Genomic DNA, 19,374 nt, shown 5'->3' with positions numbered 1-19,374 from the left:
GCTTCCGCAGGCATATCCACCCCGAAAGGCCGCAGATGAATGACCTGTTCCCATATCGTGACCTGGCCGCAAAGCTGGCGGCACAGACCCCCGAAGACGAGCTTCTCCTCCGGGCCGAGGATTTTCCGCCAGAGCTCCCCGACCATCTCGACTTCGACGGTCTGGTGATCGACACCGGCTTCCGGCGCCAGATCGAATGGATCGGAGGCGACAGCGCGCCCTTCACGATCCGGGACCGCACCTTCGGCTTCGACGGCTACGCCATGCCCGAGGGCTATCGGCTCTTCGGGCTATGGCTCCTGCATCTTCTGTTCTCGGGACGTGACTGGGCAGGTCTCAACCTGACCCATGAACGCAGCCTGACCAAAAGCTTCTATGCCAGTGTCGAGCGCCCCGGCCCGTCCCTCTCCGGGCTTCGCATCGCCAGTCACACGCGATATTCCGGCTATCATCACACGCCGCAACAGGTCTCGCGCCACCCGTTTGCGGACCCGGAGATCTCCAGCCCCCAGAGGCTCGACGGGCCCGAGGACCGCCCGCTTTTTGTCTTCGGCTGGAGCGAGACGGGTCAGGACAGACGCTGGGACATCGCCAGCGCCGATCAGCTTATCCTCGCGGCACCCCCGCCCGGTCTGGCGGCGATGGCGGGGCTGATGATCGACATGGCCCACCCGACGCTCGGCCGTGACGAGATCAATTTCGAAGTGCCACATATGGGCATCGCAGGCACCCGCCCCTTCTCGGTTGAGGCACGGTTCTGGCTGCCCGGCTCCATCGCCTTTCCCGAAGCAAATCTGGCGCATGTCCCCATCCGCAGACACCGCACGGATTGAGGCAGGCAGAAACGCGCCGGTCTCACCCTGACCGAAATATCCGATCCGGCGTCGACGGCTCGTCCGGCATCCGATCAGAAATGCGCTTTCGGCACATCCGGCCTGCGCGCGGCAAGCGCCAGCAGCCCGGCGGTAAAGCAGAAACCGATGGGGAAAATGGTAAAGATGCCGAGTCCGAACGCATAGAGCATCAGCCCGCCCGCGATCAGCAGCAGCACCCCGCCCCAAAGCGCACGGGCCATGGCCATCGCGCCCCCGGCGATTGCCAGAAGCGGCGAGATCAGGCTCGCGATGCGGATCATCTCGGCATTCTCGATCGCGCCGAATGTCTCGGCAAAGGCGGCACTGCGGCTGCTGAGTTCGATGAAGCCATAGCTGAAGAACCCGACCATCAGCGCCATCAGCCCGCCAATCACCCCCAGCATCATCGCCGCTGCCCGCATGCGCAAATCCTTTCCCTCGCCACGCGCAGCGCGCGGCTCTGCGAACAGGAGATGGCGCGCGATAAGCGGGATTTCAACCGCTTGGCCATGACCCCGCGGGATTGTGTAGGCGCGGTACACATGCTTCGTGACAGCTTTGCACGCCCCGAGCCGCCGGTATCGCGGCTCAGACCATCATCTCTTTGGTCGCGGTCAGCTTCAGCTCGGGATGGTCGCGCTCGACCCGGTCGATGTCCCATTGCAGCCGCGTCAGATAGACCTGATCCCCGTCGTGATCCGTCGCCATATGCTGCTTGTTGGCATTGGCAAAAGCCTCGACCTTGTCCTGAGGCCCCGCCAGCCAGCGGGCCGAGGTGAATTGCGACGGCTCGAACCGCACCGGGATGCCGTATTCCAGCTCGATCCGGCTGGCCAGCACCTCGAATTGCAGCGCGCCCACCACGCCGACGATAAAGCCAGAGCCGATCTGCGGTTTGAACACCTTGGCAGCACCCTCCTCGGCGAATTGCATCAGTGCCTTTTCCAGATGCTTGGCCTTCATCGGATCGGTTGCCCGCACCGATTGCAGCAATTCCGGCGCGAAGGATGGAATTCCGGTAAAGCGCAGCGCCTCGCCCTCGGTCAGCGCATCGCCGATGCGAAGCTGGCCGTGGTTCGGAATGCCGATAATGTCCCCCGCCCAGGCCTCTTCGGCCAGTTCGCGGTCGGCGGCGAGGAACAGCACCGGGTTGCTGACCGCCATCGGCTTCTTGCTGCGCACATGCAGCAGCTTCATCCCGCGCTCGAAATGCCCCGAGGCGAGCCGTACGAAGGCCACCCGGTCACGATGCTTGGGGTCCATATTGGCCTGCACCTTGAAGACGAAGCCCGAAACCTTCTTTTCCTCGGGCGAGATCTGGCGCTCGGCGGCGTTCTGGGGCTGCGGCTCGGGGCCGTAACTTCCGATCCCGTCCATCAGCTCGCGCACGCCGAAACTGTTGATCGCGCTGCCGAACCAGATCGGGGTCAGATGCCCTTCGAGGAACGATTTCCGGTCGAAGGCGGGCAGCAGTTCCCGCGCCATTTCAATCTCTTCGCGCAGCTTGTTGAGCTGTTCCTCGGGGATGTGCTCGGCCAGTTTCGGATCGTCGATGCCGGTGATCTTCACGGTTTCGGCAACCTTGTTCCGGTCGGCGCGGTCCATGATCTCCAGCCGGTCGTTCAGCAGGTCATAGGCGCCGATGAAGTCCCGCCCAACGCCGATGGGCCAGCTTGCCGGTGCCACGTCGATCGCCAGGTTTTCCTGGATTTCGTCGATGATCTCGAATGTGTCGCGGCTTTCGCGGTCCATTTTGTTGCAGAAGGTCAGGATCGGCAGATCGCGCAGCCGGCAGACCTCGAACAGCTTGCGGGTCTGACTTTCGACGCCCTTCGCCCCGTCGATGACCATGATCGCCGCATCCACCGCCGTCAGCGTGCGATAGGTGTCCTCGGAGAAATCCGAGTGGCCGGGCGTATCGACAAGATTGTAACGGAAATCCTTGTATTCGAAGGACATCGCCGAAGCCGAGACCGAGATCCCCCGGTCCTGTTCCATCTTCATGAAGTCGGACCGGGTGCGCCGCGCCTCGCCCTTGGCGCGGACCTGCCCGGCCATCTGGATCGCGCCGCCGAACAGCAGGAATTTCTCGGTCAGCGTGGTCTTGCCGGCATCCGGGTGGCTGATGATCGCGAAGGTGCGGCGGCGGGCGATCTCGGGCGGCAATTCGGGGCGGTTGGTGGTCATTTCGGGCGTCCTTTCCTGACCGCGCCGTTTACCCTGCCGCGCGCCGGCCCGCAAACCGGAAAAGGGGCGTCCGTTGGGACGCCCCTCACAAGCTCGGGATGATTCAGCCTCAGCCCAGATAGGACGAGACGAACCAGGTATCCTTATCCACGTCATTCGACGCGGCGGTGAGGATATCGGCGGTGTTCGGATCGCCCGCCTCGTCGGTGGTATCGATTCCATCTCGCAGCTTGCCGCCATATTCGCGCAGCATCTCTGCAACTGCCTTGGCATGAGCGTCCAGCTTGACCAGATCCGTCGGATAGGCCTTCAGCGTGGTGGCCTTCGCCACCTCATCGACCGTGCTGATCGCGGTGCCGTCAAGCTGTTGCACCCGCTCGGCCATTTCATCGACGCCGGCATCGACATGTTCCTTGACGCTGTCGAGAAGCTCGTGAAAGCCGATGAAACCCGGTCCTTTCACATTCCAATGCGCCTGTTTCAGCGCACGGCTGACGGCGATGCCGTCCGCGACGAGGGTGTTCAGCACCTCGATCGAGGTCTTGCGTGCATTATCTGTCAGGCTCTTGAGATCGACACTCATATCCGTCTCCTTCTCTGCTGCCGCGGCTCGCGGATCTGGCGATCAACTTGCGCTGCGCGACAAAGTTCCCCGGCGCGGCGGCACGACGCGGCAGCCGGGCCAAGACTCGAATAACAATGATTTTTCGTTGGAAAGACGGAACGGATGCAGCGCTCATATGTTGACTCGCCGAACCCGAGTTTGCATCCTGACGCGCAGCCGAGAGAGGTGACCAATGAGCGACAACACACTGACCCGGATGGATTTGGCAGAAGCCGTGTTCCGTGAGGTGGGTCTGTCCCGACATGAATCCGGCCAGCTTGTCGAAAGCGTTCTGACCCATATCTCCGATGCGCTCGTTCGGGGGGAGCAGGTCAAGATCTCGTCCTTCGGCACGTTTTCGGTGCGCGACAAGAATGAACGCATCGGCCGCAACCCCAAAACCGGGGAAGAGGTGCCGATCACCCCGCGCCGCGTTCTCAGCTTCCGGCCCTCCCATCTGATGAAGGACCGCGTGGCGGTCGGCAACAAGGCCTGACATGAAAAAAGCAGCCGACGCGTTCCGGTCTATTGGCGAAGTTTCGCAGTTGGTCGGGGTCGCGCCGCATGTGCTGCGATACTGGGAAGCGCAGTTTCCGCTGTTCTCTCCCGTCAAGCGCCGTGACGGGCGGCGCTATTACCGGCCCGATGACATCCGTATGGCAGCCGGGCTGTGCGAGACGCTGCGCGAGGAAGGCACGCCGATCAAGCTGGTGAAAAAGCAGATGGCGCAGGATCGCGGCGCGGCGCTGAAGGCACGCGGCGCAGCGCGGCTTGGCGGAAGCTTCGCCAGTGAAGTTGCAGGCAGCAGCGCCGGGCAGCCAGTCGGTCCCGCAAAGGTCGAAAAAACGACGGCGCGCCGTGCCAAGAGCAGCAAGGCTACAGGAAAAAACCCGGCCAGGGCGCAAGAGAAGACGGCGCCTGAAAAAGGGCCGGATATGGCAGAAAGCGCGCCGAGACAGCAGCGCAAGGCAGGTAGTATGAGTGACTCGCTTCCCCTCTTCCCCGAGCTCGAGTCCGGGAAGGCACGGAAAGAACCATCGAAAACCCGCGCCACCGCCGAATCGCCGCTGCGCGGCGACACCGCGCCGGGGGAGTGGCTGGGCCGCCTGAACGCCGTGGCATCCGGGTTACGCGGCACCCGTTCCTTGCCGCCCGATGCGGCGCGTGCGCTGCGCGACCGGCTGGACGAAGCCCGGCGCGGCCTCGCCGCCTGAGCCGCGCATCGCGGGTCGGTTTTTTGTCACGCGGCCCCTTGTGTCCCGGAGGCGCTTCGCCCTATATGGCCCGCGTCGGGCTGTGGCGCAGCCTGGTTAGCGCGTCCGTCTGGGGGACGGAAGGTCGTGAGTTCGAATCTCGCCAGCCCGACCATCTTCGAACCGCCCATCCCGTCCGGGGTGGGCGTTCGTCTATGCGGAGGTCGAGGAAATGAGCGGTGTTCTTCCAGACAGCGAATTGCGCGCGCTGATTGCGGATGGCGCGATCACCGCAGATCTGCCCATCACCGATGCCCAGATCCAGCCCGCCAGCCTCGACCTGCGCCTCGGTGCGCAGGCCTGGCGTCTGCGCGCGTCGTTCCTGCCCGGCAAGGGGCGTGGCGTGCGCGAGAGGCTCTCGGATTTCGAAATGCACCGGATGGATCTGTCGAACGGCGCGGTGCTGGAGAAGGGCTGTGTCTATCTGGTCCCGCTAATGGAGCGGCTGCGTCTGCCGCGCGGGCTGTCGGCGGTGGCCAATGCGAAAAGCTCGACCGGACGGCTGGATCTGCTGACCCGGCTGATCACCGATGACGGGACCGAGTTCGACCGGCTGCCCGACGGCTATGACGGCCCGCTCTATGCCGAGATCTGCCCGCGCAGCTTCTCGGTGCTGGTGCGTCCGGGGATGCGGCTGAACCAGCTTCGGCTGCGGCGTGGACAGGCGGTGCTGGATGACGCGGCACTGTGCGTGCTGCATGCCGAAACGCCTCTGGTCGGCGGTGAGGCTCTGATCGATCAGGGGCTGGGCTTCTCGGTCGATCTGCGGCCCGGTGACGGCGATCTCGTCGGCTATCGGGCGCGGCCCCATAGCGGGGTGATCGACCTGGACCGGATCGGGGCCTATGACCCGCGCGAATTCTGGGACGCGCTGCACAGCACGGACGGGCGGCTGATCCTCGATCCCGGCGCGTTCTACATTCTCGTCAGCCGTGAATCGGTGGCAATCCCCGCCGATTACGCCGCCGAGATGGCCCCCTATCTGGCGATGGTGGGCGAGTTCCGGGTGCATTACGCGGGGTTCTTCGATCCCGGATTCGGCATCGGCCCGTCAGGTCAGGGCGCGCGCGGCGTGCTGGAGGTGCGGTGCCACGAGGCCCCCTTCGCGCTCGAACATGGGCAGGTCGTCGGGCGGCTTGTCTATGAAAAGATGGCTGGCCGGCCCGAGCGGCTTTACGGTCAGGACATCGCGTCGAATTATCAGGGTCAGGGGCTGAAGCTCGCCAAGCAGTTCAGCGGATCCGGCGGGTGATCCGCGCGGCCTTGCGGGCGCGTTTGACCATTTGACGGGTGCTCTTCTTGGAGTTCGCCATCTCGCGGCGCTCCTGATCGGTCATGTCGGCGGGGTCCTTGCCGCGCCGCGCGAGCATGTCGAGCCCCTTGTCGATGCCCGCATTGGTCGCCCGGCGCGTGACCTGGCGCATGACCATATTGATGATATGGTTCAGATTCATATGTCTTCCTCCTCGCCGAAGAGATCTCCGGGACGGCTTTCAGCGGATATATCGTCATCATCGTTGTCGCGGACAAGTGGCACCGCCAAATCTCCGGGCGGGCGGCTGTCCAGCAGACCCGCGGCGCGCAGCTCGGAGAGGCCAGGCAGATCGCGGGCGGTTTCCAGACCGAAATGGTCCAGAAATTCCTCGGTCACAACGAATGTCACCGGCCGGCCCGGAGTCATCCGGCGGCGGCCAACCCGGACCCAGCCCTGCTCGATCAGCTGATCCAGCGTCCCGCGCGAGGTCGCGACGCCGCGGATTTCCTCGATCTCGGCGCGGGTGACCGGCTGGTGATAGGCAATGATCGCGAGGGTTTCGGTGGCCGCGCGCGACAGGCGGCGGGTCTCGATGGTCTCGGTCTGCATCAGGAAGGACAGATCCGGTGCCGTGCGGAAGGCGAAGGCGTCGCCGACGCGAGTCAGTTCCACCCCCCGGCCCTCATAGCGGCTGCGCAGCCGCGCCACGGCCTCGGCTGCGTCGGCGCCCTGCGGCATGCGCTCCGCCAAGTCGCGCAGGCTGACCGGCTGGGCCGAGGCGAACAGCATCGCTTCGACCATCCGCTCCTGCTCATCGAGCGGCGGCGGCGGGAATTCCAGATCGTCGTTCATTCTGTCCCCGGCTTGCGGCGGATGGTGATGGGCGCGAATGTATCGGCCTGCCGGATTTCCAGCTTACCCTCGCGCGCCAGTTCCAGCGTCGCGGCGAAGGTCGCCGCGGTCGCGGAACGTCCCCGCTCGCCCCGGCCCCAGCCATCGGGCAGGAACTCGGCCAGCGAGGTCCACTCGCCGGCATAGCCGATCAGGTGGCGCACACGCTCGAGCGCCTGCTCCATGGTGAACACATCCTTGCGGTCGAAGGCATAGGGGCGGAACTCGTCGCGGGTTTTCAGCCGCGCATAGGCGCGCATCAGGTCGATCAGCCCAACCTCATAGGTCACGCTGCGGCTGCGGGCGATCTGCTCGGGCATGCCGCGCACGAAACGGGTCTGCCCCAGCCGGTCGCGCCCCATCAGCCGGGCCGAGGCCTTGCGCATCGCATCCAGCCTTTCGAGCTGGAAGGCCAGATGCGCGGCCAGATCCTCGGCAGAGGGGCCGTCCTCCTCGGAGTCGGGCGGCAGCAGCAGCCGCGATTTCAGAAAGGCCAGCCAGGCCGCCATGACCAGGTAATCCGCCGCCAGTTCGATGCGCAGCTTGCGCGCCTCCTCGACGAAGGCCAGATATTGCTCGGAGAGTTGCAGGATCGAGACCTGCATCAGATCGACCTTTTGTGTCCGCGCCAATGTCAGCAGCAGATCCAGCGGTCCCTCATAGCCGTCCACATCGACGATCAGCGCCTCTTCGGCGCGGCGTTCCTCGACAGCGGTGGCGACCTCGAGCGGAAGCGGCTCCTTCTTCTCGCGCCTGGGTCGCAGAGGGGTGACGTTGTCGGTCAAGCGGGCCTCATCGGTTCAGGGGCGCAGAATCCGCGCAGCCCGCGCTTGAGTCAAGCGTGGGGCCAATCGACCTGCCCGCCAGAGCTGCGATATTCGGCCAGCAGCTCGGCGGCGGGGGCGGTATCCGGCGCGCGGCGGGCACTCAGCGCCGCGTCGCCGCGGCGGATCGCATCAGGCGTCATCTCGCCCGCCTCGGCCACGACCTCTTCCATCTCGGACATATGGCCATGGCAATGCAGCACCAGATCGCAGCCCGCAGCGATGGCCGCCGCGCTGCGCTGCCCGATGCTGCCCGACAGCCCGTTCATCGAGATATCGTCGGTCATCAGCAGCCCGTCAAAGCCGATCTCGTCACGGATCACCCCGATCATCCGCGCCGAGGCCGTGGCGGGCGCATCGTCAAGATCGGAAAAGCGGATATGCGCGCTCATCCCCATCGGCAGATCGTTCAGCGCCCGGAAAGTCGCGAAATCGGTCTGGTTCAGCTCATCGAGCGGGGCAGAGACCAAGGGCGTTTCTTTGTGGCTGTCGGCAACGGCGCGGCCATGCCCCGGCATGTGTTTCATGATCGGGACGACGCCCGCCTCCAGCAGTCCGTCGGCGACGGCGCGGCCATTGGCGACGACGCTGGCCACGTCCCGGCCAAGGCAGCGGTTTTGCAGGAAGGGATGCGTCTCGTCCGAGGCGATGTCCAGCGTCGGCGCGCAATTGCTGTCGATCCCAATCGCGCGCAGCTCTTGCCCGATCAGCCGATAGCGCAGCCGCATCGCCTGCGGCCCGCGCCCGGCATCGTCCAGAGGCGGCGCCCATTCGGCCCAGTGCGGCGCGCGCATCCGCTGAACGCGCCCGCCTTCCTGGTCGATGGTGATGATCGCCTCGCGCCCGACGGCCTCGCGCAGATCTCCGGTGAGCCGGCGAAGCTGATCGGGATGCTCGACATTGCGGGCAAAGAGGATGAACCCCCAGGGATCGGCCGAGCGGAAGAAATCCCGCTCGGCCTTGCTGAGTTCGGTGCCGAGAAGCCCGAAAATCGCGGCAGTGGTCATTACTGCGCCGTGGCGGGATAGCAATCCGTGCCTTCGGCGAGCAACGCGGCGCAGAAGCGGCGCGCATCGTCGCGCGATTCGAACCCCGCGACACGCAGGCGATAGAAGGTCCGCCCGTTCCGCTCGGTCGTCTGCACCACCGGCGCCTTGCCCGAGAAGAGCGACGAGAACCGGCCCGAGATCCGGCCCCATTCGCTGTCCGCAATGGCGTTGGAATCGAAGGCGCCGATCTGCACCAGAGGCGCGCCCGAAGACACTTGCGCGGTTTCGGTCGCAGGCGGGTCTTCGGCAACGGCTTCGGCCACGGCGTCCTCGATGGCCGGGCGCTCTGCCGGGGCGGCAGCGGCGGTCTCGGTGCCGGTCTCGGTCGCGGTTTCGCTCGCCGCTGCGGTGTCCGTCGCGGCGGGCGCGGATTGCGCGCGCGCGGCGATGCTGGCCGGGCGCGGTGCCGGGCGCGGCGCGCTGATCGCAGGGGCGGCGTCGGCGGCGGCCTCGGCCTCCATCTGCGCGGTGAGAGCAGTTATGTCCTCTCCCTCGCCGACAATGCCAAGCGAGGCGAGATCGCCCGGCTCATCGGCGATCAGACCGGCGGCAAGCCCGGCGGCGGCCTCGGCATCGGCGACGGCGATCACGGGTTGCTGAGGCGGCAGCGGCGCGATGTCTTCGGCGGCTGCATCCATGGCGGCGGGATCTGCCAGTTCGCCCATCGCCACATCATCGGCCTCCAGCCCGGTCGGCGCGGGGGCGATGGCGATCTCTGCATTGGGCGGCACTTCGACGCCGGCGGCAACCTCGTTCACCGAAAGCCCGCCATTCTGCGCCAGTTCTCCGCCAGGCTCATCCGGTGCCGTGCGCGCCTCGCCCACTGCGGCGCGGATCACCGGCACGCCCGACACATCGCGGGCCACCAGCTTATAGCCCCAGACCACGAGCCCGATCAGCAGCAAGACCGAGACGACCGCGCCCAGGTAATGGGTCAGCCGTCCAAGCCGCGCGCCGAGACTTTCGGGATGTTCTTCCGCATAGGGCTGGTCTTCGTCATACCAGCCGTAATCTTCTTCGTAATCGTCCTGAGCCTGATGCTGATAACGATATTCCCGAGCCTGACGAGGCGCGGAATCCGCAAAACGGCCCGAGCCGAAATCGGTAACTGCCATAAGATGCCTGCCTGCCGGGGTGACCGGCTGTTGATTACTGCCCGATCCCGGCCCGGCGCCTTTATCAGCGCATTTCCTTGGCCGGAGTCACCCCAAGAATAGCAAGACCTGACGAAATGACAACGCCAACGGCACGCAATAGCGCAATTTTTGTCGCGGTGGCCTTGGCATCGCCCTCCTGGATGAAGCGCAGCGCGGTCTCGTCATTGCCGCGATTCCACAGCGAATGCAGGGCTCCGGCCAGATCATACAGGTAGAATGCCACCCGATGCGGCTCATGCGCCGAGGCCGCCGCCTCGATCAGACGGGGATATTCGGCCAGCTTGCGCACCAGCTCCATCTCGGCGGGATGGTCGAGCGCCGACAGATCGGCCCCGGCCAGCGCCGTATCCGACACATCCACCCCCATCTCGGCGGCGCGTTTCATCACCGAATGCACCCGGGCCGAGGCATATTGCACATACCAGACCGGATTGTCCTTGGACTGTTCCAGCACCTTGGCGAAGTCGAAATCCAGCGGCGCATCGTTCTTGCGGGTCAGCATATGGAAGCGGGTCACGTCGCGGCCCGCCTGTTCGACCACGTCGCGCAACGTGACGAAAGTGCCGGCGCGCTTGGACATCTTGAAGGGCTCGCCGTTCTTGAACAGCTTCACCAGCTGGATCAGCTTCACATCCAGCGGGACACGGCCATTCGACAGCGCCTTGACCGCCGCGTTCATCCGCTTGACATAACCGCCATGATCGGCGCCGAACACGTCGATCAACTGATCGAAACCCCGGTCGATCTTGTCCCAGTGATAGGCGATGTCGGGGGCGAAATAGGTCCAGCTCCCGTCGGATTTCATGACCGCCCGGTCCTGGTCGTCGCCATGATCGGTCGAGCGGAACAGCGTCTGCTCGCGCGCCTCCCAGTCATCGGGCAGCTTGCCCTTGGGCGGCTCCAGCACGCCTTCATAGATCAGCCCGGCGGACCGCAGCCGCCCGATCGCCGCCTCGATCCGGCCCGAGCCGTAAAGCGCCTTTTCCGAAGAATAGACATCCATCTTCACGTTGAGCGAGGCGAGATCCGCGCGGATCATCTCCATCATCTTCTCGGTGGCGAATTCGCGGATTTCGGCCAGCCATTCCTCTTCGGGCTTGTCCAACAGGCTGTCGCCATATTTCTCTTTCAGTGCTTCGCCGACCGGGATCAGATAGTCGCCGGGATAAAGCCCCTCGGCAATCGCCGGTTCCAGCCCGTTCGCCTCGCGATAGCGTTCATAAGCGGATCGCGCCAGAACATCGACCTGCGCGCCGCCATCGTTGATGTAATATTCGCGAGTCACGTCATAGCCGGCGAAATCCAGCAGGCTGGCAAGCGCGTCGCCGAACACCGCGCCGCGCGTATGACCGACATGCATCGGCCCGGTCGGGTTGGCCGAGACGAATTCGACATTGACCCTGGTGCCCTGCCCCATTTCGGACCGGCCATAGGCTTCGGGCGCGCTCAGCACCGCCTTCACGACGCCCTGCCACGCAGCGGAATCGAGCCGCAGATTGATGAAGCCCGGCCCCGCCACCTCGGCCGAATTGATCCGCGCATCGCCGCCCAGCCGGGCCGCCAGTTTCTCGGCAATGTCGCGCGGCTTGGCGCGGGCGGGCTTCGCCAACACCATCGCCGCATTCGTCGCCATGTCGCCATGCGCCGGATCGCGCGGCGGCTCGACGGTGACATTCGTGTAATCCAGACCCGAGGGCAGTTCGCCCGCCTCGGTCATTGCGTTCAGCGCGTCCAGAACGACGCCGTGAATATCGGCAAACAGGTTCATCATATTCTTCCGCTTGTTCCCGGCTGCGATAGCCCTGCCCGGCACCAAAGGTCAACATCGGCCCGCCGCCAGCACGGCTCAGCTTGTCGTGCCATCCGCCGTGAGATGGCGCAGACCGTGGGTCACATCGGCGCGGATGGCAAGCCGCAGCGCCGGCTCATCGCCCGCCCTGAGTGCGGCGATGATCATCCGGTGATGGCACGGCGGATCATTGCGCTGCACCCGCCCGTAAAGCGCCCGCATCGTCGGGCCGAGCTGTAGCCACACGGTTTCCAGGATCGCCAGCATCGCCGGAGCCTGGGCGCGAAGATAAAGCGTCCGGTGAAAATCCAGATTGCTGCGGATATAGCCCACCGCGTCATGTCCGGTCACCGCATCGGCGATGCCGTTATTGATCGCGCTCAGCCGGTCGATCAGCGCGAAATGCGCGCGCGGCAAGGCGCGTGCGGCCAGCTCCGGCTCGATCAGCGCCCGCAGCGCGGCGAGTTCCTCGATCCGCTCCACCGAGAGTTCCGGCGTCGTCACCCGCCCCGATGCCGAAAGCGTCAGTGCGCCTTCCGCCGCCAGCCTGCGCACGGCCTCGCGGGCGGGCGTCATCGAGACATGGTAGTCCCTGGCGAGGCCGCGGATGGTCAGCGCCTGGCCGGGCGGCAGCTCTCCGACCAGGATCCGGCCGCGGAGATTGCGGTAAAGCCGCTCATGGGCGGTGGGATCGGCGGGGCGGGCGGCATTCATGCCGTCTTGTGATCACAAGAGGGGGCGGCGTCAATCCTTGAAACGCCAGGCTTGCAGATCGGCACCATGCTGCCGCAGCCAGCGGCGATGCGGCGCATGATCCGGCATCAACGCCTCGACCTGCGCCCAGAAACGCGGCGAGTGATCCATATGCGCCAGATGCGCGACCTCATGCGCGGCGACGTAATCCAGCACCTCGGGCGGCGCCATGGCCAGCCGCCACGAAAACATCAGCCGCCCCTCCGAGGTGCAGCTTCCCCAGCGGGACCGCGTGTCACGCAGCGTCATCGCGGTGGGGCTCCGGCCCAGACGATGCGCATGACGCCCCACCGCCTCGCGCAGCGCGGCATGGGCGCGATGTTTCAGCCAGGCCTGAACGGTGGCCCCGACAAGGCGGCCGCGGGGCACAGCCAGAACATCCTCGGCCATCGTGACGCGCTTCACCGGCAGCACGCGCAGCCGCAGCACCTGCCCCGCCACAGGCAAAGCCGCACCCTCGGCCACGATGCGCGGCGCGGGCATCGCCGCCACGGTCCGGCGCAGCCAGTCGGCCTTCGAGACCGCGAAATCACGCCCCGCCTCCAGGCTCGCGCGGCTTGGCAGGGTCAGCACCACCCCGCCCCCGCTGCGCGATACCCGCAGCGTCATCCGCCGCGCGCGGCTGTTGCGGCGCACGGCCACGGGCATATCATCGACGGTAATCTGCTCGGGCATGGCTGCGGAAGGGACTTTACAGCTAGATGGGCTTGTGGCAGGGGAACGCGGATTTACCTAACCGCGGCGTAAGGAGAATACCATGCCCAAAGAGGAATGGGGCACGAAGCGCCTCTGCCCGCAATGCGGGTCTCGTTTCTATGACCTGCAGAAAGACCCGATGACCTGCCCGGTCTGCGATGCCGAGATGACGCTGGAAAGCCTCAGCCAGGGCCGCACCCGCTCGCTCGTCTCTGAAAAGACCGCGTCGAAGGATGATGATCAGAGCGATGATCTCATCGAAGACGATCTCGATGACGACGATGACAGCAGCGTCGATGACGATCTTCTGGAAGATGACGACGACGATGGCGACGTATCGCTCGACGACATTGCGGATGTGTCGAATGAGGATGACGACTGATTGCATTTGCAACAGTTTGGTTTTATGCCCTGTTCTGACGTAACTGGTTCAGAACAGGGAGAAACCTCTTGAAATACCAGACCTTGAACGCCTTGGCGCCACAGATGCGCAGCATCCTGCGGATCGTTTCGGCGATTGTCTTCATGGCGCATGGCACGCAGAAGATCCTCGGATTCCCGGCCAGCGACCGGGCCTTCCCGGAAATCATGTCGCGTTTCTGGATCGCCGGCATGCTGGAGCTCATCGGCGGCGCGCTGCTGATTCTCGGGCTGTTCTCGCGCCCGGTGGCGTTCATCCTGTCGGGGCTGATGGCCTTCGCCTATTGGCTTGCACACGCGCCGCAGCACTGGGTTCCGGCGCTGAATGGCGGAGATGCGGCGATCCTCTATTGCTTCATCTTCCTCTATATCGTGTTCGCCGGTCCCGGCCCGTGGAGCCTCGACGCCCGCCTCGGCCGCGACCGCTGAGCGACGCCGCAGCGCAACCCGAAACCGGGCCCCCAGCGGGCCCGTTTTCTTTTTCCGCGCGGCCGGAATTTTCCTCTTGCGCCCCGCAACCCGACCCCATATAGACCCCCCACGCAACGGCGCAGCGCGCCCTTGCAGACCTCCGGTGGGGCCATAGCTCAGTTGGTAGAGCGCTTGAATGGCATTCAAGAGGTCAGGGGTTCGACTCCCCTTGGCTCCACCAGTTCACCGCTTAACAGCGCCGGATACCTCGCTCGTCTTCGCCTGAGGATGTGGATTTGCCGTGCGGTCAGGTGTTGTTCTTCCCTGACAATCCGACGCTGATTTGATCCGCCCCACCGGCGTCCCGATCGCCGCGCGGCATTTTCCCTTTCCGAGGCTGAGGATGCACCATGAGCGACCAATTCCACGTCGTGACGGGGGGCCCGGTGCGGGCAAGACCAGCCTCATCGCCGAGTTTTCCCGACGCGGCGTCCACAGGGTTCCCGGATCCGGCCAGGCCATCACGCGTGAGAAGATGGCGCGCGGTGGGGACGCCCTGCCCTGGGCGGATTGCATGGGCTTTGCCGAGCGGATGATGGATTATGACTTGCGCGACTACAGCGCCGCATAGGCGCTCTCCGGCCCTTGATGTTCGACGGCGGCATTCCCGGCTAGCCGACCCTCTCCGGCCTCCCGGTGCTACCGCATGTCGCCGCAGCCGCCAGGGAAATGCGCTACAGCGCCCGCAACTTCCCAGCATCCTTCTGTGACGAGATCTGCGAACAGGATTCCGAGCGCAGGCAGAGCCGGGTTGAGGCCGAAATGACATCCGCGCTCATGCCGCGAAGCCACGCTGCGCTTTCCCTCGAAGTCACGGCGCTTCCGCTCGACGGCAGAGCGGAGCGCGCCGATTTCGTCATCGCGCATGTCTGGCCCTGAAACCAGGGCCGACCGGGCAACGGCATCGCATCAGCCCTCCCCTGCCGCAGCCCAACGCGAACGCAGGACAGGATGCTTCAGACCGTATCGGCGGCACCCTTCGCGCCGTCAGCCTTGGCCCGCGCCTCGGCGGCCTCGGCGACGGCCTTGCTGGCTTCTTCCTGAACCTGCTGGGCATAGGCGACCATGTTCGCGGCGTAGGCCTCGTACCAGTCGGCGGTTTCCTCGGCCTGCATCGTCTCGGCCTTGCGGCGCATATCCTCGGCCTTGCTACGGGTCTCTTCGACCGACTTGTCCCAATCCGCCTTGGCCTGGCTCCACTGTGCCTTTACCTCGTCACTGGCCTCGTCGAAATAGCCCTGGATCTGCTTGTTCAGCTCCTCCTGCCGCTCCGCGGCAGAGTCGCGCCATTTGCGCATGTTATCGGCGAAATCGTCGCCGCGCTCGCGCATATCCTCCTGCCATTTGGCAAGGCGCTTTTCGAATTCCTCGGCGTTGCGGGCGAGGTTGGAAAACATGTCGGACAGTTTCATAGCTGATCTCCCTGAGATTCATGCGCGGATCAAATCATGTGCGACCCAACAAAAAGCCCCCGCGCCGGGTTCCGGGCGGGGCAGATGCTGCAAGAGGCGGGCGAGGCTCAGCCTTCGGCGTTCTCCGCCTCGGCGCGCTCGGCCTCGATCTCGCGCCAGCGGGCGACATTGGCGTTATGTTCGTCCAAAGTGCGGGCGAAGGCGTGCCCGCCCGTGCCGTCCGCGACGAAATAGATAAAATCGGTCTCAGCCGGGTTCAGCGCGGCCTCGATTGCGGCGCGGCCCGGATTGGCAATCGGCGTCGGCGGCAACCCGTCGATCTGATAGGTGTTCCAGTCGGTGCGCGTGTCCAGCTCGGACCGGCGAAGACCCCGATCAAGCACGCCGCGCCCCTCGGTCACGCCATAGATCACAGTCGGGTCGGTTTGCAGCCGCATCCCCTGTTCCAGCCGGTTCACGAAGACGCTCGCGACTTGCGGACGCTCTTCGGGCTGTCCGGTTTCCTTTTCCACAATGGAGGCCATGATGAGCGCTTCTTCCGGGCTCTCATAGGGCAGGCCAAAGGGCCGCGCCTCCCACGCATTCGCAAGGATCGTGCTCTGTCGCGCCGCCATCTGAGCCAGCAATTCCGCGCGGTCCTGCCCGCTGGACACCTCGTAGCTGTCTGGCGCGAGGGTGCCTTCGGCCGGGATTTCCGCAACCTCGCCGGTCAGGAAGTCGGCGCGTTTCAGCCCCTCGACCACCTGCCAGCTGGTGACGCCTTCGGCCACCGCGACGCGCAGCCGCGCATCGGGCTGGTTCTCGGCATTGGCGATGGGCTCGGGCTTGGCCTCATCGGCGGGGTTATACTGCACGCGCTCTTCGTAATTGCCCGTTTCGGGATCGATGTCGCGCAGGATCACCGAGTCGGCGCGAACGCCGATGCGATAGATCACCTCGGTCCCGCAGGTGGACGGCCCGCCTTCGGTGATGATGCCCACGATGTCGGACATGCTCGCCTCGGGCTGCACCAGGTAAGAGCCGAATTTCAGCTCACGCGACTTTCCCTCGGCATCGGCGCCGGCGCGGAAGATATAGGCGTTGGAGATTGCCCCCTGCTCTTCGAGCTGCTTGCTCACCGCCGACAGGCTGGCCCCCCGCGCCACCTGCACGCATTGCGCGACCTCGCTCGGGCCGGAGCCGGAATATTGCGCCTTGCCCCAGGCGATCATCGCCGCGGCGCCGATCAGCAGAAAGATCGCCAGAGTCAGGAATGTCGATACGATATTCTTCCACATGTCAGTCGCGGACCTTCCCCACGATCAGGCAGGCATTGGTGCCGCCGAACCCGAAGCTGTTGGACAGCGCCACGTCGATCTTGCGGCGCACGGCGGCATTGGCGGCGAGGTCGAGCTTGGGCTCGACCGCCGGCGCATCAAGGTTGATCGTCGGCGGCGCAATCTGGTCGCGCACGGCGAGGATGCAGAAAATCGCCTCGACAGCGCCTGCGGCCCCCAGCAGATGCCCGATGCTCGACTTGGTCGATGACATGGTCACATCCTTGGCGTGATCCCCCAGCAGACGCTCGACTGCGCCCAGCTCGATCGTATCTGCCATGGTCGAGGTGCCATGCGCGTTCACATAATCGATATCGGCGGGTTCCAGCCCGCCATTCTTCAGCGCCGCCTGCATGGCGCGGAAACCCCCATCGCCATCCTCGGACGGGGCGGTGATGTGATAGGCGTCACCCGAAAGCCCGTAACCCAGCACCTCGGCATAGATCTTTGCACCGCGAGCCTTGGCGTGTTCGTATTCCTCCAGCACGACACAGCCCGCGCCCTCGCCCATCACGAAGCCGTCGCGATCCGCGTCATAGGGGCGGCTTGCGGCCTTGGGGTCGTCGGCCCGCTTGGTCGACAGCGCCTTGCAGGCGTTGAACCCGGCGATCCCGATCTCGCTGATCGGGGATTCGGCGCCGCCCGCGACCATCACATCGGCATCGCCCAGCATGATCAGCCGCGCCGCGTCGCCAATCGCATGTGCCCCGGTGGAACAGGCCGTCACCACGGAATGGTTCGGACCCTTGAAGCCGAAACGGATCGAGACCTGACCCGAGATCAGGTTGATCAGCGCGCCCGGAATGAAGAAGGGGCTGACCCGCTTCGGCCCGCGCTCTTTGATCAGCACGGCGGTTTCGGCGATCGAGGTCAGCCCGCCGATGCCAGAACCGATCATCACCCCGGTGCGCAGCTTTTCGTCGTCGGATATATCCTCCCAGCCCGCATCCTGCACCGCTTGCGTGGCGGCGGCCATGCCGTAGAGGATGAAATCATCGACCTTGCGGCGCTCTTTCGCGGCCATCCAGTCATCGGGGTTGAATGTGCCGTCGCTGCCATCGCCGACCGGAATTTCGCAGGCATATTTGGTCGTCACGTTCTCAGCGTCGAAGCGGGTGATCGGCCCGGCGCCGGATTGGCCGTCCAGCAGACGTTCCCACGTCGCCTCGACCCCGGACGCCAGCGGCGTGACCATTCCCAGCCCCGTGACAACAACCCTGCGCATCGCAAATCCTCTCTGCTCGTTTCGCGATCTGATACACGCAGCGCGAGATACGCGCAACGCTGCAAGGGTTGATCACGCTGCGGCCCGCCGGGGGTTTGCGGCGTTTGGCCTGCGGTGCCCGCCCGACGGCCGGACAGGCCCCGTGCCGCACCTAAGCGGCATCCATCCTCACGATCACCTTCCCCTTGGCGCGCCCGGATTCAAGATAGGCCATCGCCTCCGACATCTCGGCGAAGGGGAAAACCCGGTCCACGACCGGGCTCAGCCTCCCGGCCTCGATCAGCGCGGCGAGCTCGGCCAGTTCCGGCCCGCTCGGATGCATGAAAAGAAAGCGGTAGCGCACCCCATGTTTTCGAGCTTGCTGACGCAGCTTTCGGGAAATGAACCAGAAAACCCCGGTCATCATCGGCCCGAAACCCAGATCCTTGCGGGCCGTATCTGGCTCGGGCAGCCCCGAGACCGAGACCACTTTTCCGCCCGGCCTGACCACGCCGAAACTCGCCTCCAGCGCCGCGCCGCCCAGCAGATCCAGGGCCCCGTCCATGTCGCTCAATCTGTCCTGAAACTGCTCTTGCGTATAATCGATCACATGGTCCGCCCCGAGACGCTCGACCAGCTCCCTCCCACGCGGCGAGGCGGTCGTCGTCACCTCGGCGCCAAGCCATTTCGCGATCTGGATGGCGAAGGTGCCGACCCCGCCCGCACCGGCAGAGATGAAGACGCGACTGCCGGGCCCGAGCCCGATTTCGTCGCGCAGGGCCTGAAGCGCCGTCAGCCCGGCCAGGGGCACACCGGCGGCAGTCACCAGATCCAGCCGATCCGGGACGCGGGCCAGCAGATCCTGCGGCACCACCGCATATTCCGCGAATGCTCCCATCCGGTCCTTCGGCATCCGCGCAAAGACCCGGTCGCCGGGGGCGAACTGCGTCACCCGCGCGCCCGCAGCCTCGACGATGCCGGAAACTTCGTTCCCCATCACCGCAGGCAGTTTGTAGCGCTGAATGGCCTTCAGATCGCCCCCGCGGATCTTGTAATCCACCGGGTTCAGCCCCGCCGCATGAACCTTGATCAAAAGCTCGTCCGGTCCGGGCCGGGGCCTGTCGATCTCTTGCAGCCCGGATTTCTCCGGGCCGCCATAGCCGGTCATCATGAACGCCTTCATCGTCAACCTCTCGCACGCCATGGAGTCGGTTCCGATGAAAGCCCGCCGCCGCCGAG

22 protein-coding genes, 2 tRNA genes and 1 pseudogene are annotated in these 19,374 nt (G+C 65.3%); 10 read left to right on the top strand and 15 right to left on the bottom strand.

What is annotated here, in order from left to right; all coding sequences use genetic code 11:
- Positions 1-35: 35 nt before the first annotated feature.
- Positions 36-833 carry a hypothetical protein gene (locus PAF18_RS03085; RefSeq protein ID WP_271117172.1) on the top strand — a complete coding sequence of 266 codons (798 nt, stop codon included), beginning with the start codon at positions 36-38 and terminating at the stop codon, positions 831-833.
- Between the two features lie 74 nt (positions 834-907).
- On the opposite strand, the gene PAF18_RS03080 is transcribed toward PAF18_RS03085, so the two are convergent.
- The 3 genes and pseudogenes from PAF18_RS03080 to dps form a co-directional block, all read right to left on the bottom strand.
- Complete coding sequence (locus tag PAF18_RS03080) at positions 908-1,276, bottom strand: hypothetical protein (RefSeq protein WP_271117171.1); 369 nt, start codon at positions 1,274-1,276, stop codon at positions 908-910.
- Between the two features lie 166 nt (positions 1,277-1,442).
- Positions 1,443-3,041 carry a peptide chain release factor 3 gene (locus tag PAF18_RS03075; protein ID WP_271117170.1) on the bottom strand — a complete coding sequence of 533 codons (1,599 nt, stop codon included), beginning with the start codon at positions 3,039-3,041 and terminating at the stop codon, positions 1,443-1,445.
- 109 nt (positions 3,042-3,150) lie between these two features.
- Positions 3,151-3,627: pseudogene (gene dps, locus PAF18_RS03070) on the bottom strand (DNA starvation/stationary phase protection protein Dps); the annotation flags it as partial.
- 211 nt (positions 3,628-3,838) lie between these two features.
- On the opposite strand from dps, the gene ihfA reads away from it, so the two are divergent.
- The 4 genes from ihfA to PAF18_RS03050 all read left to right on the top strand — a co-directional run bounded on the left by ihfA (position 3,839) and on the right by PAF18_RS03050 (position 6,150).
- On the top strand, positions 3,839-4,141 hold the full coding sequence (gene ihfA, locus PAF18_RS03065) for an integration host factor subunit alpha (protein WP_271117169.1): 303 nt from the start codon (positions 3,839-3,841) through the stop codon (positions 4,139-4,141).
- A 1-nt stretch (position 4,142) separates the two neighbouring features.
- The gene (locus PAF18_RS03060) at positions 4,143-4,859 is read left to right on the top strand and encodes a MerR family transcriptional regulator (protein WP_271117168.1); all 717 of its coding nucleotides are present in this window, start codon (positions 4,143-4,145) and stop codon (positions 4,857-4,859) included.
- A gap of 76 nt (positions 4,860-4,935) precedes the next feature.
- A tRNA-Pro gene (locus tag PAF18_RS03055) sits at positions 4,936-5,013 on the top strand.
- Between the two features lie 57 nt (positions 5,014-5,070).
- The gene (locus tag PAF18_RS03050) at positions 5,071-6,150 is read left to right on the top strand and encodes a 2'-deoxycytidine 5'-triphosphate deaminase (RefSeq protein ID WP_271117167.1); all 1,080 of its coding nucleotides are present in this window, start codon (positions 5,071-5,073) and stop codon (positions 6,148-6,150) included.
- Here the strand turns inward: PAF18_RS03050 and PAF18_RS03045 are convergent.
- The 8 genes from PAF18_RS03045 to PAF18_RS03010 all read right to left on the bottom strand — a co-directional run bounded on the left by PAF18_RS03045 (position 6,131) and on the right by PAF18_RS03010 (position 13,291).
- Positions 6,131-6,352, bottom strand: a complete 222-nt coding sequence (locus PAF18_RS03045; RefSeq protein ID WP_271117166.1) for a hypothetical protein — start codon at positions 6,350-6,352, stop codon at positions 6,131-6,133. The genes PAF18_RS03050 and PAF18_RS03045 overlap by 20 nt on opposite strands.
- Complete coding sequence (gene scpB / locus PAF18_RS03040; protein ID WP_271117165.1) at positions 6,349-7,005, bottom strand: SMC-Scp complex subunit ScpB; 657 nt, start codon at positions 7,003-7,005, stop codon at positions 6,349-6,351. Before scpB ends, PAF18_RS03045 begins: the two co-directional genes overlap by 4 nt.
- A complete protein-coding gene (locus PAF18_RS03035; RefSeq protein ID WP_271118041.1) occupies positions 7,002-7,808 on the bottom strand; it encodes a segregation and condensation protein A in 807 nt (268 codons plus the stop codon). The genes scpB and PAF18_RS03035 overlap by 4 nt, the downstream gene beginning before the upstream one ends.
- Before the next feature lie 71 nt (positions 7,809-7,879).
- The gene (locus PAF18_RS03030; protein ID WP_271117164.1) at positions 7,880-8,875 is read right to left on the bottom strand and encodes a glycoside hydrolase family 3 N-terminal domain-containing protein; all 996 of its coding nucleotides are present in this window, start codon (positions 8,873-8,875) and stop codon (positions 7,880-7,882) included.
- Positions 8,875-10,032: an SPOR domain-containing protein gene (locus PAF18_RS03025; protein ID WP_271117163.1), complete on the bottom strand. Its 1,158-nt coding sequence runs from the start codon at positions 10,030-10,032 to the stop codon at positions 8,875-8,877. Before PAF18_RS03025 ends, PAF18_RS03030 begins: the two co-directional genes overlap by 1 nt.
- 64 nt (positions 10,033-10,096) lie before the next feature.
- Positions 10,097-11,842, bottom strand: a complete 1,746-nt coding sequence (gene argS / locus PAF18_RS03020; RefSeq protein ID WP_271117162.1) for an arginine--tRNA ligase — start codon at positions 11,840-11,842, stop codon at positions 10,097-10,099.
- 78 nt (positions 11,843-11,920) lie between these two features.
- Positions 11,921-12,577 carry a GntR family transcriptional regulator gene (locus tag PAF18_RS03015; RefSeq protein ID WP_271117161.1) on the bottom strand — a complete coding sequence of 219 codons (657 nt, stop codon included), beginning with the start codon at positions 12,575-12,577 and terminating at the stop codon, positions 11,921-11,923.
- 30 nt (positions 12,578-12,607) lie between these two features.
- On the bottom strand, positions 12,608-13,291 hold the full coding sequence (locus PAF18_RS03010) for a M48 family metallopeptidase (protein WP_271117160.1): 684 nt from the start codon (positions 13,289-13,291) through the stop codon (positions 12,608-12,610).
- 82 nt (positions 13,292-13,373) lie between these two features.
- Between PAF18_RS03010 and PAF18_RS03005 the strand changes: the two genes are divergently transcribed.
- The 5 genes from PAF18_RS03005 (at position 13,374) to PAF18_RS02985 (ending at position 15,082) form a co-directional block, all read left to right on the top strand.
- Positions 13,374-13,694 carry a TIGR02300 family protein gene (locus PAF18_RS03005; protein ID WP_271117159.1) on the top strand — a complete coding sequence of 107 codons (321 nt, stop codon included), beginning with the start codon at positions 13,374-13,376 and terminating at the stop codon, positions 13,692-13,694.
- A gap of 104 nt (positions 13,695-13,798) precedes the next feature.
- The gene (locus tag PAF18_RS03000) at positions 13,799-14,161 is read left to right on the top strand and encodes a DoxX family protein (RefSeq protein WP_271117158.1); all 363 of its coding nucleotides are present in this window, start codon (positions 13,799-13,801) and stop codon (positions 14,159-14,161) included.
- Between the two features lie 147 nt (positions 14,162-14,308).
- Positions 14,309-14,384 (top strand) — tRNA-Ala (locus PAF18_RS02995).
- Between the two features lie 162 nt (positions 14,385-14,546).
- Entirely contained in the window at positions 14,547-14,774 is a 228-nt protein-coding gene (locus tag PAF18_RS02990) for an AAA family ATPase (RefSeq protein ID WP_271118040.1), read from the top strand.
- 98 nt (positions 14,775-14,872) lie between these two features.
- Complete coding sequence (locus PAF18_RS02985) at positions 14,873-15,082, top strand: hypothetical protein (RefSeq protein WP_271117157.1); 210 nt, start codon at positions 14,873-14,875, stop codon at positions 15,080-15,082.
- A 77-nt stretch (positions 15,083-15,159) separates the two neighbouring features.
- On the opposite strand, the gene PAF18_RS02980 is transcribed toward PAF18_RS02985, so the two are convergent.
- The 4 genes from PAF18_RS02980 to PAF18_RS02965 form a co-directional block, all read right to left on the bottom strand.
- Entirely contained in the window at positions 15,160-15,615 is a 456-nt protein-coding gene (locus PAF18_RS02980) for a hypothetical protein (protein ID WP_271117156.1), read from the bottom strand.
- A gap of 107 nt (positions 15,616-15,722) precedes the next feature.
- Positions 15,723-16,892: an endolytic transglycosylase MltG gene (mltG, locus tag PAF18_RS02975; RefSeq protein WP_271117155.1), complete on the bottom strand. Its 1,170-nt coding sequence runs from the start codon at positions 16,890-16,892 to the stop codon at positions 15,723-15,725.
- A 1-nt stretch (position 16,893) separates the two neighbouring features.
- Positions 16,894-18,156, bottom strand: coding sequence for a beta-ketoacyl-ACP synthase II (fabF, locus tag PAF18_RS02970; protein ID WP_271117154.1), 1,263 nt, complete (start codon positions 18,154-18,156; stop codon positions 16,894-16,896).
- Positions 18,157-18,307: 151 nt separating this feature from the next.
- On the bottom strand, positions 18,308-19,318 hold the full coding sequence (locus PAF18_RS02965) for an NADP-dependent oxidoreductase (RefSeq protein WP_271117153.1): 1,011 nt from the start codon (positions 19,316-19,318) through the stop codon (positions 18,308-18,310).
- Between the last annotated feature and the right edge of the window lie 56 nt (positions 19,319-19,374).

It is taken from the genome of Paracoccus sediminicola (genome assembly GCF_027912835.1).
Classification (GTDB): Bacteria; Pseudomonadota; Alphaproteobacteria; order Rhodobacterales; family Rhodobacteraceae; genus Paracoccus; species Paracoccus sediminicola.
Note: the sequence above shows the minus strand (reverse complement) of the source record. Positions and strands in the feature narration are given on the sequence as shown.